The organism is Thalassotalea euphylliae (assembly GCF_042682785.1).
GTDB classification, from domain to species: domain Bacteria; phylum Pseudomonadota; class Gammaproteobacteria; order Enterobacterales; family Alteromonadaceae; genus Thalassotalea_F; species Thalassotalea_F euphylliae.
Genome location: NZ_JBHUIB010000001.1, coordinates 550,724 through 564,343, shown reverse-complemented (window position 1 = coordinate 564,343; position 13,620 = coordinate 550,724). Strand labels below are relative to the sequence as shown.

General features: G+C 43.3%; 15 protein-coding genes and 1 other RNA gene. 5 read left to right on the top strand and 11 right to left on the bottom strand.

Annotated elements, in window-relative coordinates:
- Positions 1-378 (bottom strand): YraN family protein, encoded by a 378-nt coding sequence (locus tag ACFSJY_RS02540; protein WP_386030775.1) that lies wholly within the window; start codon positions 376-378, stop codon positions 1-3.
- Complete coding sequence (locus ACFSJY_RS02535) at positions 365-2,224, bottom strand: penicillin-binding protein activator (protein WP_386030773.1); 1,860 nt, start codon at positions 2,222-2,224, stop codon at positions 365-367. Before ACFSJY_RS02535 ends, ACFSJY_RS02540 begins: the two co-directional genes overlap by 14 nt.
- Before the next feature lie 49 nt (positions 2,225-2,273).
- On the opposite strand from ACFSJY_RS02535, the gene rsmI reads away from it, so the two are divergent.
- Complete coding sequence (rsmI, locus tag ACFSJY_RS02530) at positions 2,274-3,128, top strand: 16S rRNA (cytidine(1402)-2'-O)-methyltransferase (protein WP_386030771.1); 855 nt, start codon at positions 2,274-2,276, stop codon at positions 3,126-3,128.
- A gap of 19 nt (positions 3,129-3,147) precedes the next feature.
- Here the strand turns inward: rsmI and ACFSJY_RS02525 are convergent, their stop codons facing one another.
- From ACFSJY_RS02525 to ACFSJY_RS02505, 5 genes are all read right to left on the bottom strand, one after another.
- Positions 3,148-3,750: a response regulator transcription factor gene (locus tag ACFSJY_RS02525; protein ID WP_386030769.1), complete on the bottom strand. Its 603-nt coding sequence runs from the start codon at positions 3,748-3,750 to the stop codon at positions 3,148-3,150.
- Positions 3,747-4,841, bottom strand: coding sequence for a histidine kinase (locus ACFSJY_RS02520; RefSeq protein ID WP_386030767.1), 1,095 nt, complete (start codon positions 4,839-4,841; stop codon positions 3,747-3,749). Before ACFSJY_RS02520 ends, ACFSJY_RS02525 begins: the two co-directional genes overlap by 4 nt.
- A gap of 23 nt (positions 4,842-4,864) precedes the next feature.
- Positions 4,865-5,452: a DUF7010 family protein gene (locus tag ACFSJY_RS02515; protein ID WP_386030765.1), complete on the bottom strand. Its 588-nt coding sequence runs from the start codon at positions 5,450-5,452 to the stop codon at positions 4,865-4,867.
- Between the two features lie 86 nt (positions 5,453-5,538).
- Entirely contained in the window at positions 5,539-6,219 is a 681-nt protein-coding gene (locus ACFSJY_RS02510) for a hypothetical protein (protein ID WP_386030763.1), read from the bottom strand.
- A gap of 198 nt (positions 6,220-6,417) precedes the next feature.
- Positions 6,418-6,747, bottom strand: coding sequence for a DMT family transporter (locus tag ACFSJY_RS02505; protein ID WP_386030761.1), 330 nt, complete (start codon positions 6,745-6,747; stop codon positions 6,418-6,420).
- Between the two features lie 194 nt (positions 6,748-6,941).
- On the opposite strand from ACFSJY_RS02505, the gene ACFSJY_RS02500 reads away from it, so the two are divergent.
- From ACFSJY_RS02500 to ACFSJY_RS02490, 3 genes are all read left to right on the top strand, one after another.
- Positions 6,942-7,322 (top strand): hypothetical protein, encoded by a 381-nt coding sequence (locus ACFSJY_RS02500; protein ID WP_386030759.1) that lies wholly within the window; start codon positions 6,942-6,944, stop codon positions 7,320-7,322.
- A gap of 39 nt (positions 7,323-7,361) precedes the next feature.
- Positions 7,362-7,744: RNase P RNA component class A (gene rnpB / locus ACFSJY_RS02495), an RNA gene on the top strand.
- Between the two features lie 343 nt (positions 7,745-8,087).
- Positions 8,088-8,765: a hypothetical protein gene (locus ACFSJY_RS02490; RefSeq protein ID WP_386030757.1), complete on the top strand. Its 678-nt coding sequence runs from the start codon at positions 8,088-8,090 to the stop codon at positions 8,763-8,765.
- Between the two features lie 307 nt (positions 8,766-9,072).
- Here ACFSJY_RS02490 and folM read toward each other — a convergent pair whose 3' ends face one another.
- The 4 genes from folM to folK form a co-directional block, all read right to left on the bottom strand.
- Positions 9,073-9,816, bottom strand: coding sequence for a dihydromonapterin reductase (folM, locus tag ACFSJY_RS02485; RefSeq protein ID WP_386030755.1), 744 nt, complete (start codon positions 9,814-9,816; stop codon positions 9,073-9,075).
- The gene (gene folE, locus ACFSJY_RS02480; protein WP_386030753.1) at positions 9,813-10,451 is read right to left on the bottom strand and encodes a GTP cyclohydrolase I FolE; all 639 of its coding nucleotides are present in this window, start codon (positions 10,449-10,451) and stop codon (positions 9,813-9,815) included. The genes folM and folE overlap by 4 nt, the downstream gene beginning before the upstream one ends.
- Complete coding sequence (folX, locus tag ACFSJY_RS02475; RefSeq protein WP_386030751.1) at positions 10,448-10,825, bottom strand: dihydroneopterin triphosphate 2'-epimerase; 378 nt, start codon at positions 10,823-10,825, stop codon at positions 10,448-10,450. Before folX ends, folE begins: the two co-directional genes overlap by 4 nt.
- 145 nt (positions 10,826-10,970) lie before the next feature.
- Positions 10,971-11,462 (bottom strand): 2-amino-4-hydroxy-6-hydroxymethyldihydropteridine diphosphokinase, encoded by a 492-nt coding sequence (gene folK / locus ACFSJY_RS02470; protein WP_386030749.1) that lies wholly within the window; start codon positions 11,460-11,462, stop codon positions 10,971-10,973.
- A gap of 285 nt (positions 11,463-11,747) precedes the next feature.
- Between folK and ACFSJY_RS02465 the strand changes: the two genes are divergently transcribed.
- A complete protein-coding gene (locus ACFSJY_RS02465; RefSeq protein WP_386030747.1) occupies positions 11,748-13,604 on the top strand; it encodes a S9 family peptidase in 1,857 nt (618 codons plus the stop codon).
- Positions 13,605-13,620 lie beyond the last annotated feature (16 nt).

Genomic DNA, 13,620 nt, shown 5'->3' with positions numbered 1-13,620 from the left:
TTAAAAGGCATTTTTCAGCCAGGTTATTTGTGGTTGTGCAAGATCGCCTTCTAAAGCAACCACGTCAAATCTACACGGGGTATTATATTCGTTTAATCCCAATTGTTGGAGATAAAGCGATGCACTGTTCTTAACTTTTTGTTGTTTACTAGCCGACACCGCCGTTGCCGCGCCGCCATATTGATTTGATTTCCGATATTTTACTTCGACAAATACGTAACAGTCGCCGTCTTTACATACTAAATCGAGCTCTCCACATTTAAAGTGTTTGTTTTGCTCGATAAGCTTTAGACCAGAACTTTGCAGGTGTGTTAGTGCTAATTGTTCAGTCGTTTGGCCTTTTTCGCGTGTACTTAGCAGCGACTTAATCCATGGCAATTTCAGTCACCTTATCCTTGTCGTACCTTCCCCACAACAAGCTTCTTGTAAGAATTTGATTGTTATTTAACGTCAATGTTCCCGTTTGACCAAAATGTTTCACGAAAGGCCTGTTTTGCATAGCATTGAGCTTGTTGACTAAATTCAATGCGTCAAAGCCCATTGCAAAAATGCGCTGTAAGCTGTCACTGCGTTGCGGAAACAGGGCTTTTGATTGCTCAGCAAGGCCCTTGTTTTGCTGCTTGCTGTCTAATAACCAAGGCATTTCAGTGAAGCTAAGACCTGCTAAATCACGTGTGTCACTCCCGTCATGTCTTGCGCTATGGCTTCGGGAGCTTGCGTACATCGGAATAGCATCAGCAAAAGGGCTAATGTTTACGTCAATATACGGTTTTAACAGTCGTGTTTGGGTTGGCGAACCAACGATATAAATCATATCGATATCACGACGGTTTCGTGGGTCAGCTTTCAGGTTGAACTTGATACGGCGGTCAATCTCTTTAATGCGACTTTGGCTTTGGTGAACGCCTAGTGCTGACTTAAGTGTTGTTTGCAGTGTTTTACCGCGTTCAAAAGGCAAGTTCGTTGGACTGTAGCCGGTTGCACGATGCCACTCTGATGTGAATGCCTTGGCGATGCGCTGGCTCACCGAATCATTGTGAACCAGTACGATTGGCATCTTGTAGTCTTTTTTCGCGAGCGATGCCGCAGCTTGAATAGCCTCATCTTCAGGGCGCATAGAAATCGCATACTGATACGGGGCTAGTTCATTAGGCTGAGGTAAGTTCAACAACAGCGTCGGCATTTCCGTGGTGACGTTAGCCAGGTATTGCTCTACGTTTGCACGAAGCAAAGGGCCAATGACAAAGTCTGTTTCGTCTTGTTCAAACTGTAGGTCAAGAGCTTGCCAATCAAGCGTTGTAGAGTCATGAAATTTTATCACCGCAGAGGCATTGTTTGCGTATGCCGCCAAAATGCCTTGCTGTGCAGCCATGCCTGCCGCTTGCTGTTTACCACTTAACGGCAAAATAACGGCTATTTTGTCGTAATTTATTGGCGCTTCAATCAGCTCTTGCTGGAGTGGTAAAATGACTGCGTTTGCTGGGTGCGTTGGGTACTGGCGTTGCCATTGAGATAAGTAGCGATTGAACTGCTCTTGCTCCGCACCAAATTGATTAGCGTAGCGTGTTAACTGCACCCAACCTTTTACGTAAGGCAACGACTGCTTTGAAATATCACTTAATTGCCAGCTATTCAGCTGTTTAAATTGTTGCCAAATCCCGTCAATATCTAATTCATTGGCACTTGGGTTAAGCGGAAATGCCTGCAAACTGGCGGCTAATACTTCTAAGTCGAAACCACGCGCTTGTTGCACTTGCGCCATGGTTGCATAGTAATTGAAGTGATGCGTTACCCCTAATTCATCTGCGTGCTCTAGTTGCTCAAGCGCCAACGAAATTTCATCAAGTGCCAGCAGAGCTTGTGCTTTAACCAGCTTAGCGCGGTATTTGTCTTGTGAGTTTGTAAGCAGTGCGTCAACTTGATTGGCCAACCATAACGCTTTTTCAGCATCCTGTTCGCTAAGTAGCAGCTCACTTGCTGTCAGCAGCGATAGTGTGGCTTGTTCAGCGGGTTGGTTTTTAGTGTCTTCGATATAGCTTTGCGCATCCTTACCTGTTTCAACAATAGGCTCTGGTTCGACAATAGTTGGCTGTTGCTCAACGGTTTTTTGCGGCGTAGCACAACCAAATAAGATAAAGGTTGAACAAGCAAGACAAGCGCTAATACGCTTCATGCGATGTAAGCTTTGAGGTATCACTAAAGAGAAATCCGTGCGTTCGGGCATGGGTTTATAATAAACTTCATCACATTCAGTCTCAACCGTTGCTATTTAAATGTCTGACTTTCAAATAAATGCTGGCACTTTTTATGTCGTTTCTACCCCTATTGGTAATTTAGGCGACATTACCGAGCGAGCTATTGCGGTGCTTTCGCAAGTAGATATTGTTGCTTGTGAAGATACTCGGCACACACAGAAGCTGCTGTCAGCTTTTAGTATTAAGACAAAAACGTTATCGCTACATGACCACAATGAAAGACAACGTCAGGAACAAGTTGCTGATTTGTTGTCGCAAGGTAAAAGCATCGCGCTAGTGTCTGACGCAGGCACGCCGCTAATTAGTGATCCTGGTTTTCATGTGGTTCGCTATTTGCGCGAGAAAGACTTTCCTGTAGTGCCGGTGCCTGGTGCTTGTGCAGCAATTACTGCGCTTTCTGTATCTGGTTTACCGACTGACCGCTTCACCTTTGAAGGCTTTTTGCCACCAAAATCGGGCCAACGCCAATCAGTACTTTCGCAAGTCAAAGCGGAAACACGTACTTTGGTTTATTACGACGCACCGAGACGAGCAATTGATACGGTAAAAGACATTGTTGAGGTATTGGGCGGTGAGCGCCAAGTGGTAATGGCGCGTGAGCTAACAAAAACGTTCGAGACGGTTCACTCTGATACGGCAGAAAACCTGCTTAATTGGCTGAGCGATGACCCAAATCAGCTTAAAGGTGAAATGGTGCTGATGATTGAGGGCGCTAAATTGGTGGAAAATAGCATTTCACCAGAAGCGGAGAAAACATTAAAGCTACTGCTTGATGAATTACCGCCGAAAAAAGCCTGTGCTATTGCTGCTGAAATTCATGGGTTAAAGAAGAAAGCACTTTATGATTTAGCGCTTTCAATGAAGGACAGCTAACTTTATTGTCGCAAACCTTTTACAACCAACCTTTTTGCTGAGCAATACGCGCTGCATCGATACGATTTGCTGCGTTGAGCTTGGCAATAGCCTCTGATAAGTAATTTCGAACAGTGCCTTCCGACAAAAATAGTTTGGCAGCAATATCACTTGTTTTTAGCCCGTCTCCTGCTAGCCTCAGTGCTTTGCGTTCTTTGTCTGTCAGCGGGTCGTTATCGTCTAAAGCACTAATGGCTAATTCTGGGTCGATGACTTTTTTACCTTGCTGAATCGACTTCAACGCCTGCAGTAAATAATCAGAGGGGGCCTCTTTTAAAATAAACCCTTTTACACCTGCGTTAATGGCCCGTTTAATATAGCCAGCGCGGGAAAATGTGGTCATGATCACCGATTGAATGTTGGGGTGATGCTCGGCCATATGTTCAACCACTTCAATGCCCGTCATTTCTGGCATTTCAATGTCAGTGAGTACCATATCTGGTTGGTGTTCATTGATAAGCGCAATAGCTTGTTTACCATTTTCAGCTTCTGCGACTACATCGACTTCGCCACTGAGTGACAATAATGCGCTTATCGCGCCTCGCACCAATGCTTGGTCTTCTGCAATAAGTATTCGGATCATACTGTTCTCGTTGGAATATTGATGGCAAGGCCAAAGCCATTGTCGTGGTGTATTTCACACAGCCCACCTAGTTGTTCACAGCGTTCTGATATGCCCTGTAAACCATTGCCCATTGTGGGCGCTTCACTCTCGCCGTTATCGTTAATTGTTATTGTTAAGCGGTCTGGAGACTGACTTAATGAAATAGAGACTTCATTACCTTTGCTGTGTCGCAAAATATTGGTGCAGGCCTCGGTAAGCATTAGCACAACGTTAGTTTCGACATTGGCATCTAATTGCTTGGTGTTATTTGATACATGAACCGAAAAACCATGTGACTTTAGTTGGTTCGCTAGGTTAGATAACTTCTCTGAAAGCTGTTGTTGTTTTAAATTTGATACCGCGGTGCGCACTTCAGACAATACTTCTCTACTCAAGGAAGCGACAGCAGCTACCTCTTGTTGCGCTTTGTCTTGTTGACCTGCAAGCATAAGTTTTTCTGCAAGCTCTGCTTTAAGGGCAATTGAAGACAAGGAGTGACCCACCAAATCGTGCAAATCTCTCGCAATTCGCTCGCGTTCAGCAATGGTTGCCAGTTGCTCTATGGTGTCTTGGCTTTTTTTATGGGTTTGTTCGTGCAGGCGTTCTTTACGCTCGGCATGGCCAAACGAGAATAAGCCAATAGAAACAACAATGGCTGGCGCTAGGAAAAAGGCATCGACAAAGTTAAACGTAAAGGCAGAAAATACAATAGCGAGCAATATGCCGATAAGGCCTTGGATACCTTTGTTGAAGGCGAAATTGAACCCGCAAAAATACGCCGCAAAACCAAATAATGACTGTGTGCCTGGCGTAATGTAGGTGCCACCAATAGACAACAGAATCATGGCTAACACTGGCATAAACGCTTTTTCACCAATGCTATTTACTGCTTTGTAATATAGAAATACAAAGCATGCATAAATAAGGAAAACAGCAATAAGCTTTAGACCAGCAAACGCGCTGAAGTTAAACAATAAAGGTAAGAAGTAAAAGCTGGAAAATGCCAGCGGCCCCCATATCCAATAAGGTCTATCGCTTTGCGCTAGGGCTTCGTTTAATTGAGTAGACATAACCGCTCCTTGTTAGGTTTACGTTAACGAATTTCAGCAGGCTTGCCAACAAGCGTAGAGTTTTCTTTTTGCCAGCGTTTATAAAGGCTTACTAAAGAGAAAGCATAAATGATGACGATGGCAAAAGGGACCAAGGTAAACGAATGTTCAGGCGCAACATACCAAATAACGACTAAGGTTAATGTGCGACTGACGGCGTGATAAATGCCAACAGGGTGTTGAATAATCCAAGAGAGCGGGAACCACATTAGGCCAGACAAAATACCTAACGCCATTGGCTGTGCAAGGAAGTTTTCTTGCATAAATGGAATGGCGATAGCAAAAACCAGTAATGACATGATCATCGTTGACAGGAACAAGGTATCGAACGGATTGCGCTTTTCTTTTGGTAGCAGTAAATCTTCGCCTGTGAGCTTGCCGATACCAATGGCAATGTAATAAATACTGCCTAAGCCAATATAAAAAGGGATGATCATCTGCTCTGGTGGAAAAAATAATGCAGCGATTCCCAGCACCAACCATACAAGCGTGCCAGCAAGTGGTGTTGCCATGAGTTTTTTCTGCTTAAATTCGTCTCGATAGTGGTCAAGTGTCTTGTTGTGCGTTGTCATTGTTTTGTCCTTGTCAGTTGCCTAGCCAAGCTAGACAACTGTTTATTTGCTTATTCTTTATGTGGTGTTTTTATTTATAGGGCTAATTATTGGTGCGACTTCATTAACTGCTGTGGCCATAAATAATCTGGCGCGATATCTGTCGCTTTAGCAAAGTCGACAAGTGCTTGTTCTTTGTTGTCTAGCTCAAGGTTTGCGAGCCCTCGCCACACATATGCCTCAGCCTCACCCCAGCTATAGTCATTAACCGCTTGTGACTGGTATAGCGAAATAGCTTGGCTTAGCGCCTCAACTGAGCGCTCTTTGCTGCCGCCAAACATGGCAGGTGTGTGGTAGTCACTGATACCTTCAACAAGAAAAATACGTGGGTTTTGGTTATTCAAAGATTTTGCTTTGGCTAACGCTTTACCTGACTTGGGACCATAAAAAACCGCTTTCATTGGTTGGTAGGCAATCATTAGCCCGTAGCTTTGTGATAGTAATGCCCAGGCTTCATCATCATTTTCATTTTGCTGTGTTAGCGCCTCTAACGTGTTGATAGCCACTTTTAGCGCTTCATTTGCCTTATCTTGCTCTGCTTGCAGGTTGTAGTTGATTGCTAAACGATATTGTGAAAACGCTTGGTCGTAACCTTCTGTTGTTTGGCTCAGTTCTACAAGCGCTGGCGTGTTCAGTTGCATAGCCGCATCTTCAATGGCTTGAGTGTGCTGTGGTGCAGCAAATACTTGGCTAGAAACGAATGTTGCAATAAGTAGTAATTTTTTCATGATGTTCTCCAATTCCTTGTGTCGTTAGTTCAAGGTTATTGTCATGAAAACGCGTGTTAGTTGTTATAGACACTTGTCACCAATTCAACATGACAAATGTCATAACGTTGATTCAGAAAAAATTTATCAGCACAAAAAAGCCGGAGGGCTGCAATAGCGCTCCGGCTTAGGTAACCAAGTGAGTATATTGGGCGGTGTTTACTGCATGACTACGCCTGATTTGGCGGTAATAAGTAAGGTGCCTACAAATATAAGCGCGATACCCGATAAAGCATATGCATCAAACTTCTGTTGCCAAATAAGCACTGAGGCAATGCACACCAGTGCGATGCCAACACCAGACCAAATGGTATAAGTTAGGCCAACACTCATTTCTTTGAGCACAACGCCGAGGAAAAGTCCGGCTAGTGAATACAAGCCGATAGATGCCATACCAAACCACCATTTCTCCCAGCCGTCAGATGCTTTTAGTAATAATGTGGCTGAAACTTCACTAAAAATTGCTAAGGCTAAAAATAAATAACTCATGTGCTTTCCTTGTGTCAAAACGTGTTTACTTTATTTATGCACAGCATACTTAATAGGTTATGGCTCGGTTAATAGACACTTGTCAGCAATTACAGGTGACAAATGTCATTGGTGAATGATCTACATCAAAGATGAAAAGTGTTAATTTATTGTAAATATGCAATAGTGTGACAAAGTTGTATTGAGATAACCTGATGGACGAACACGGCGAATACCAAGTTGAGTTAATTGGTCGCATTATCTCCTGTGTGCTGAAGGGCAGTTTTAATAAAGACGGGTGTAAAAGCTACACAGAGGCAGTGCGCGAAAAAGTGTCGCAATTAAGAGGCGAACCTTTTGCTATGCTTGTCGATGATTTGGAGCTTGAAGGAGGGACACCAGAAGCTTACCAAGAACTTGATGCATACAACCGCTGGCTGTCAACGCAACCTATTAAAGCTAAAGCGCTTGTTATTAATTCACCGATGCAAAAAGATATTATGCTCAAACGAGCACCTGCCCTAAAAACGCAAAATATTGAATTTTTCACCGATAAATCTCTTGCTATGGCGTGGTTGACGCAGCAATTGAATTAAACGCTTGGGGTGGCCCTCTATTTACGCTAAAATGCGCGCCGAGTTAGCTAGACAATCGCTGCTTTATCGTTGTATCAACCGTTTCGGCGGATGATAGACAGATAAAGGGGAGGAAAGTCCGGGCTCCAAAGAGCAGAGTGCCAGATAACGTCTGGGCGGCGAAAGCCGACGACAAGTGCAGCAGAGAGAAGACCGCCTAAGTGCTTTTAGCACCGGTAAGGGTGAAAGGGTGCGGTAAGAGCGCACCGGGCCGCTGGTAACAGTTGGCAGCAGGGTAAACTCCACTCGGAGCAAGACCAAATAGGGTTTCGAATGGCGTGGCTCGCGTTGAAACCGGGTAGGTTGCTTGAGCCTTAGAGCGATTTAAGGCCTAGACGAATGATTGTCCCCGACAGAACCCGGCTTATCGGCTAACTCACTTATTATAAGGGAACCCAGCTTCGGCTGGGTTTTTCTTTTTTTGAGACTTAATTGTCCACGAAGCTATGCCTAAAGAGTAATCGCCTTATCGGCTAATTCAATGAAAATTCACTCATTTCTCTTATCTCCATTATTTTTACACATTTTTATGCGATAAAGCGTTCCTGCAGAGCTGACTAACAGACGCTAAAGCGTGTGAACCGAACATGCTGTCATCAAAATGTATGCTGCGCTGATCGTGTTTAGTCAAACTCAATCAAAGAGTGATTATTTGTCAGTAGCTGTAATAGCACCCAAAAGTGAAAGCTTATTTAAATAAACATATAGAAAAAGAGGTTTTAATACATGCGTACATTAACACTTTTGTTTTTAGTACTTTGCGCATTCAATGTACATTCAGCGATCATCAATTATGACGATATTATTGACAATAGCTTTTATGACACAGACACCGAGCTTGTTTGGATTGACTTTGGTGTTACCAACAGCCGTCAGTATGTAAAAACCGTCCAGCAACTAGAAACGGGTGGCATTTATGAAGGGTGGCGTTTACCAACGCTTGAAGAAGTTATGACAATGGTTGGTCATATTGCCTATGCTGGCGGACAAAAAGCAGACGTTGAATTCGCTGAAACAGACAGGTCAGGAATCTATGAAGCACAAGACGGAAATTCATTAGGTGAAGATGATTCGGTTTGGGACAGTATCTTTGATGTTATCGGGTATAACGACACTTATGCTGGTGGACTAGCCACTTCTTCTGAGGCGCTTTTTCAGGGAACAGATGGCCTGTCCACTCTGATTATTTCTGATTGGGGGGCAACAGATTTTTCTGTAAATGATTACATTACTCTATGGGATCACCGCAATTTTGACTCTTCAGCAACCAGCTCATATAAGGGGCTATCAACGTTACTAGTTAGGGAAGCGAGAGTGTCGGTGTCAGAGCCTAGTGGCTTTGCATTGTTTTTAGGCGCGTTGTTATTTGTTATTGCTAGAAAAGTGAGAGTAAGCGGCTCATAGTACTATGAGGCTGCGACGACATGGATTTATAGTGAACTGCGCTGTTAATAGCGTGTAGGAAGTAACACCTAACTGGATAGGTCAATTACTGCTTTTTACACAAGCGCTATATACTGCACATGTTCCTAACGTCTTTTTGTTTAAGGGTGTGTTTTTATAAAGACAGTATGTTGTTTTGATTAGTAAGTTTACTTATCGGCTAACTCATCAATTCTTACAAACCCTGGCTTCGGCCAGGGTTTTGTTTTTTTGGGTAATGAATTGTGACGGCGCTTGAGATATTAAGACTGTCGATATAGCAGCTGTATTACTTCAAGTGTCTACCGCCATCAAGCTGCACATTTCGTCCTGTCATGTACTTACTCGCTAAGATGAAAAAGACGGCGTCAATGACTTCATTAAACCCTGCTTCACGCGGTATGAGCGCTTTTCGCAGTGCTTTGTCTTTATATTCGTCATCGTCATGTTCGTTAAATTTAAGCAAGGCTGGCGATATGGTGTTTACTTTTACCTTGGGCGCCAGTAATGCTGCAAACGACAGCGTGAGGTTGTTTAGTGCCGCTTTGCTTGCTGAATAGGCAATGTGCTTTTTGCTTCCTTTCTCAACCACGTAGTCGCTGATATGGATAACGTCGCTAGATTCTTCATTTGCGGATAGTAACTCTTGCAGTGCCATATTCATTTGATAAGGCACAGAGACGTGAATAGCCATCATCTTCTGCAAAATACTGGTATAGCCCATTAAGCTCTCTTCCGTTGAATGCCATTGCTTTCCTGCTTCTGGCTTGTCTGGACTCCAGTCTGATGCATTGTGCACAATAGCCCGTAAACTGGTGTACTGCTTATACAAATAGCTAATAAACTGAGTGAGCTGTTGGGGTTGATAAAAATCGATTTGATGCAAGTTCGCGCCCAATTCACGCAAGTTTTCCAGCTCGGGGTATTCGGTTCTGTAAGTGCCTTCAACGAGGTATCCCTGCTCGAGTAGTTTGATGGCTAATTCATAACCCAAGCGCTTACCTACACCTGTTATAACAATAACGTCTTTCACCCTAAAAACTCCGCTCTGGTTTGTGGGTTAGTTTTAAAACTTCCGCCCAGTGCAGTGGTTGATGTTGCAGAATTAACGTCAATGACACCTCTTGATTTTACGCAGTAATGCGTTGCTTTGATGGACACAGCTACATTGTCAGTCTCGGTTAGTGCTTGAATGGCATGAAGGATTTGTTGTGTGAGACGTTCTTGCACTTGAGGCCTCTGCGCAAAAAATCGCACGATTCGGTTTATTTTAGATAAACCAATGATTTTCTTGTCCGGTATATACGCAACCTGCGCGAGACCATCGATAGTCACAAAGTGATGTTCGCATGTTGAGGTTAAGCTAATGTCAGACACTTTGACCATTTCATCCACAGACATTTTATTGTCAATGACACTTATCTTGGGAAAGTTTTGATAATCCAGCCCTGAAAATATTTCATTCACATACATCTTCGCAATGCGATGAGGTGTCTCTGCCAAACTGTCATCATTAAGGTCTAACCCTAACGTACTGACGACCTCTGTCATCAAACCTCTGATCCTTTCATACTTTTCATCAGCGGTCATGTTAATGGGCATAAGAGGCGTTTCGAGCCCTTTATCAATCAATACTTGCTGCACTTTTTGTGCTTCGAGCGAAATCATGCCTGCTCCTCCGGCGACGCTTTGTAACTCAAGGTTAGCGACACTGAGTCAGCAAATCTTAAAGCATGCGGCTTATCTATTTTTACTTGTGCATACGTTACCCAGGGGTGGTCGATGCAAATACCGAGTACATCGCTGGTCAGTTTCTCTAAAAGCAGGAAACGCCCGTTTTCAACATGGCTGATAACGTTTTTACATATCGTTTTGTAATTGAGTGCACTGTCGACATTGTCTTCTAAACAAAGGTTGTTGGCTGGATAATGAATTTCTGCGTTTATAACGATATCTTGTTGTTTGCTTTTTTCTTCTTCATTAAAGCCAATATAGGTACGAAGCCTGAGGTTGGTAATGGTGATGATGGCATTATGATTCATAGTGCACCTCGTTAATTTAATCTTGATGTAACAATACGGCGCAACAGTTTGCTTAGATTAGTTTTGTGGATTTTAGCCGCTGTAAGTATTCACTTACTTAGCTGGACCTATCAATCTGTACCGCTGATATAGACAAATGAAAGTGTTAGGGCCACTTGTATTTGGAATAAGTCACCTTTTGGCATGATTGGTCAAAATCATTCCACATTTGTGAGTAAGTTAGCTGTGTAACAGGGTGGATAGCGTCAGGCAGGACATCCGCTAGAGGGCAAAGTACAAAGGCATATTCAGTAATTTCGCCTCTTGGCAGTTCAACACCGTCAATCACACCTACCAGATCATCAAACGTCAAGATATCCAGGTCGAGTGTGCGATCGCCATACTTTTCTCCGCCACGAATACGCCCATTATCATGCTCAATACTTCGAAGGAGAGCAGCTAATTCACCAACGCTTAAATCACAATCAAAAGTGACTACTAAGTTTAGAAAGTTGTTTCCGGTAAATCCGACGGGTTCACAATCATAAAAATGTGATACATGCAGTGGCACAAAATGTTTGTTGAGTGCGTTAAGCGCATTGCCTACGTGATGTTCCCGTTCAACATTACTGCCGATGCTCACTGCTACTTTGTGCATGTATGTGTTTTCTCTTTATTTGAGGTGGCTTTATGTGGTTCGCGTTTTATAACCATAGGCTACAAAATTAAGCGGTGCGGTAATACTTACGTATTCGTTAAGTCGTTAGACCTATTCATACTCGTTGTATTTTAACGGTTACAGATTCATAAGATATCTTCAAATACTTGAGTGCAGGCTATTCCTTTTATGTTTGTTTGTAATTCGTTAGGCTATTTGTGCTTAAACTTACGGAGATATTTTGCAATGTTGCGAGTTCTAGTAACCGCTAGCTTAGGGTTAGCAATGAGTATAGGAGCATTAGCTGATGTGATGACTCCTGAAAAACTTTGGCAAGTAAAACGTGTCAGCCCAATGGGATTAAATAAAGAGAAAACACACGTTATTTACCGAGTCACGACACCGAGTGTTGAAAACAATGACTTCAGCAGCAAGGTATATCAGGTTCCCGTCAAGGGCGGCGCTGCCACTTTACTTGATGGCTATCAGGGTGTGTTAATCAATAGCAAAATTTCACCTGACGGCAATAAAAAATTATTCCATGAGTCAGTCCAAGTTGAATCAATTCTGGCGTCTGATAAACATGAAGATATGGCGCAAGCGAATGCTTACGTCTTTGATGATTTAAATTATCGCCACTGGGATACATGGCAAGACGGTAGCTTTAACCATGTGTTCTATCAAGATTTAACGTCAGAAGAAAAAGTCGACATTATGGAAGGTAAGGCCTTCGATACGCCTACTTCTCCTTTTGGTGGTGCCGCAGATTATATTTGGGGCCCGAAGGGCGAAAACATTTATTACGTCAGTAAAAAATTGATGGGCACAGAGTATGTCACAAGTACCAACACAGATATCTATCGTTATAACCTCGCCAGTAAAAAGACAACAAACATTACTGATGACAACGAAGGTTATGACAAGTACCCTGCGTTCTCGCCAAAAGGCAGCCTTGCTTGGCTACAAATGAAAACGCCAGGCTATGAGTCTGACAAGAATGACATTATCGTTAAACTTAACGGAAAAAACGTTAACCTAACCGCACATTGGGACGGCACGGTAAACAGCTTTAAGTGGAGCCATGATGGCAAGCACATCTACTTTGTAGCGCCGACAGATGGCACGGTTCAAGTGTTTAAAGTGGCCGTGACATCAAAGTCAAACCCAAAGATTACCCAGCTTACAATAGGTCAATTCGACGTAAATGGTATTGTCGCCGCGTTGAAAGATCAGTTGGTGGTGACGCGTAATGACATGAATACGGCGAGAGAAATCTTCCGTTTAGATCTAAAAAGCAAAAAGCTAGTTGCACTGACACAAGTAAATAAAGACTTATATGCAGGTCTTGATTTACCCACAGTGAAAAAGCGTATGGTCACGACAAAAGACGGCAAAGAAATGCTGAATTGGGTTATCTATCCACCTAACTTCGATGAAAGTAAAAAGTACCCTACGTTGCTTTATCTTCAAGGTGGTCCACAAGGGGCACTATCGCAGTTCTACTCTTTCCGTTGGAATTTCCAAGTGATGGCATCACAGGGGTATATCGTTGTTGCGCCAAACCGTCGCGGTATGCCGGGTCATGGTGTTGAATGGAATGAAGTCATCAGCAAAGACTGGGGTGGCAAAGCTATGCAAGATTATCTTGATGCCATCGACGATGTGTCGAAAGAGTCCTATGTTGATAAGAAGCGTATTGGCGCAGTAGGCGCAAGTTTTGGTGGCTACTCAGCGTTTTATTTAGCGGGTAATCACGAAGGGCGTTTCAGTTCATTCATTTCTCACTGTGGTGTTTTTGATATGCGCAGTATGTATGGCACAACTGAAGAGTTATTCTTTGTAAATCATGATTTTGGCGGTGCATACTGGGACAACGATAACGAAGCAGCAAGCAAGGCATACGGTCAATTTAACCCAATCAATTATGTTGATAAATGGGATGCACCTATGTTTGTAATTCATGGCGGCAAAGACTATCGCGTGCCGTTAGGACAAGGTATTCAAGCGTTTCAAGCTGCGAAGCTGCGTGGCCTAAAGAGTCGTTTCTTATACTTCCCTGAAGAGAATCACTGGATACTTACACCGCAAAACGGTATTGTGTGGCAGCGCGAATTCTTCCAATGGCTGCAAGATACGCTGTAATAACAATAGTTATTTG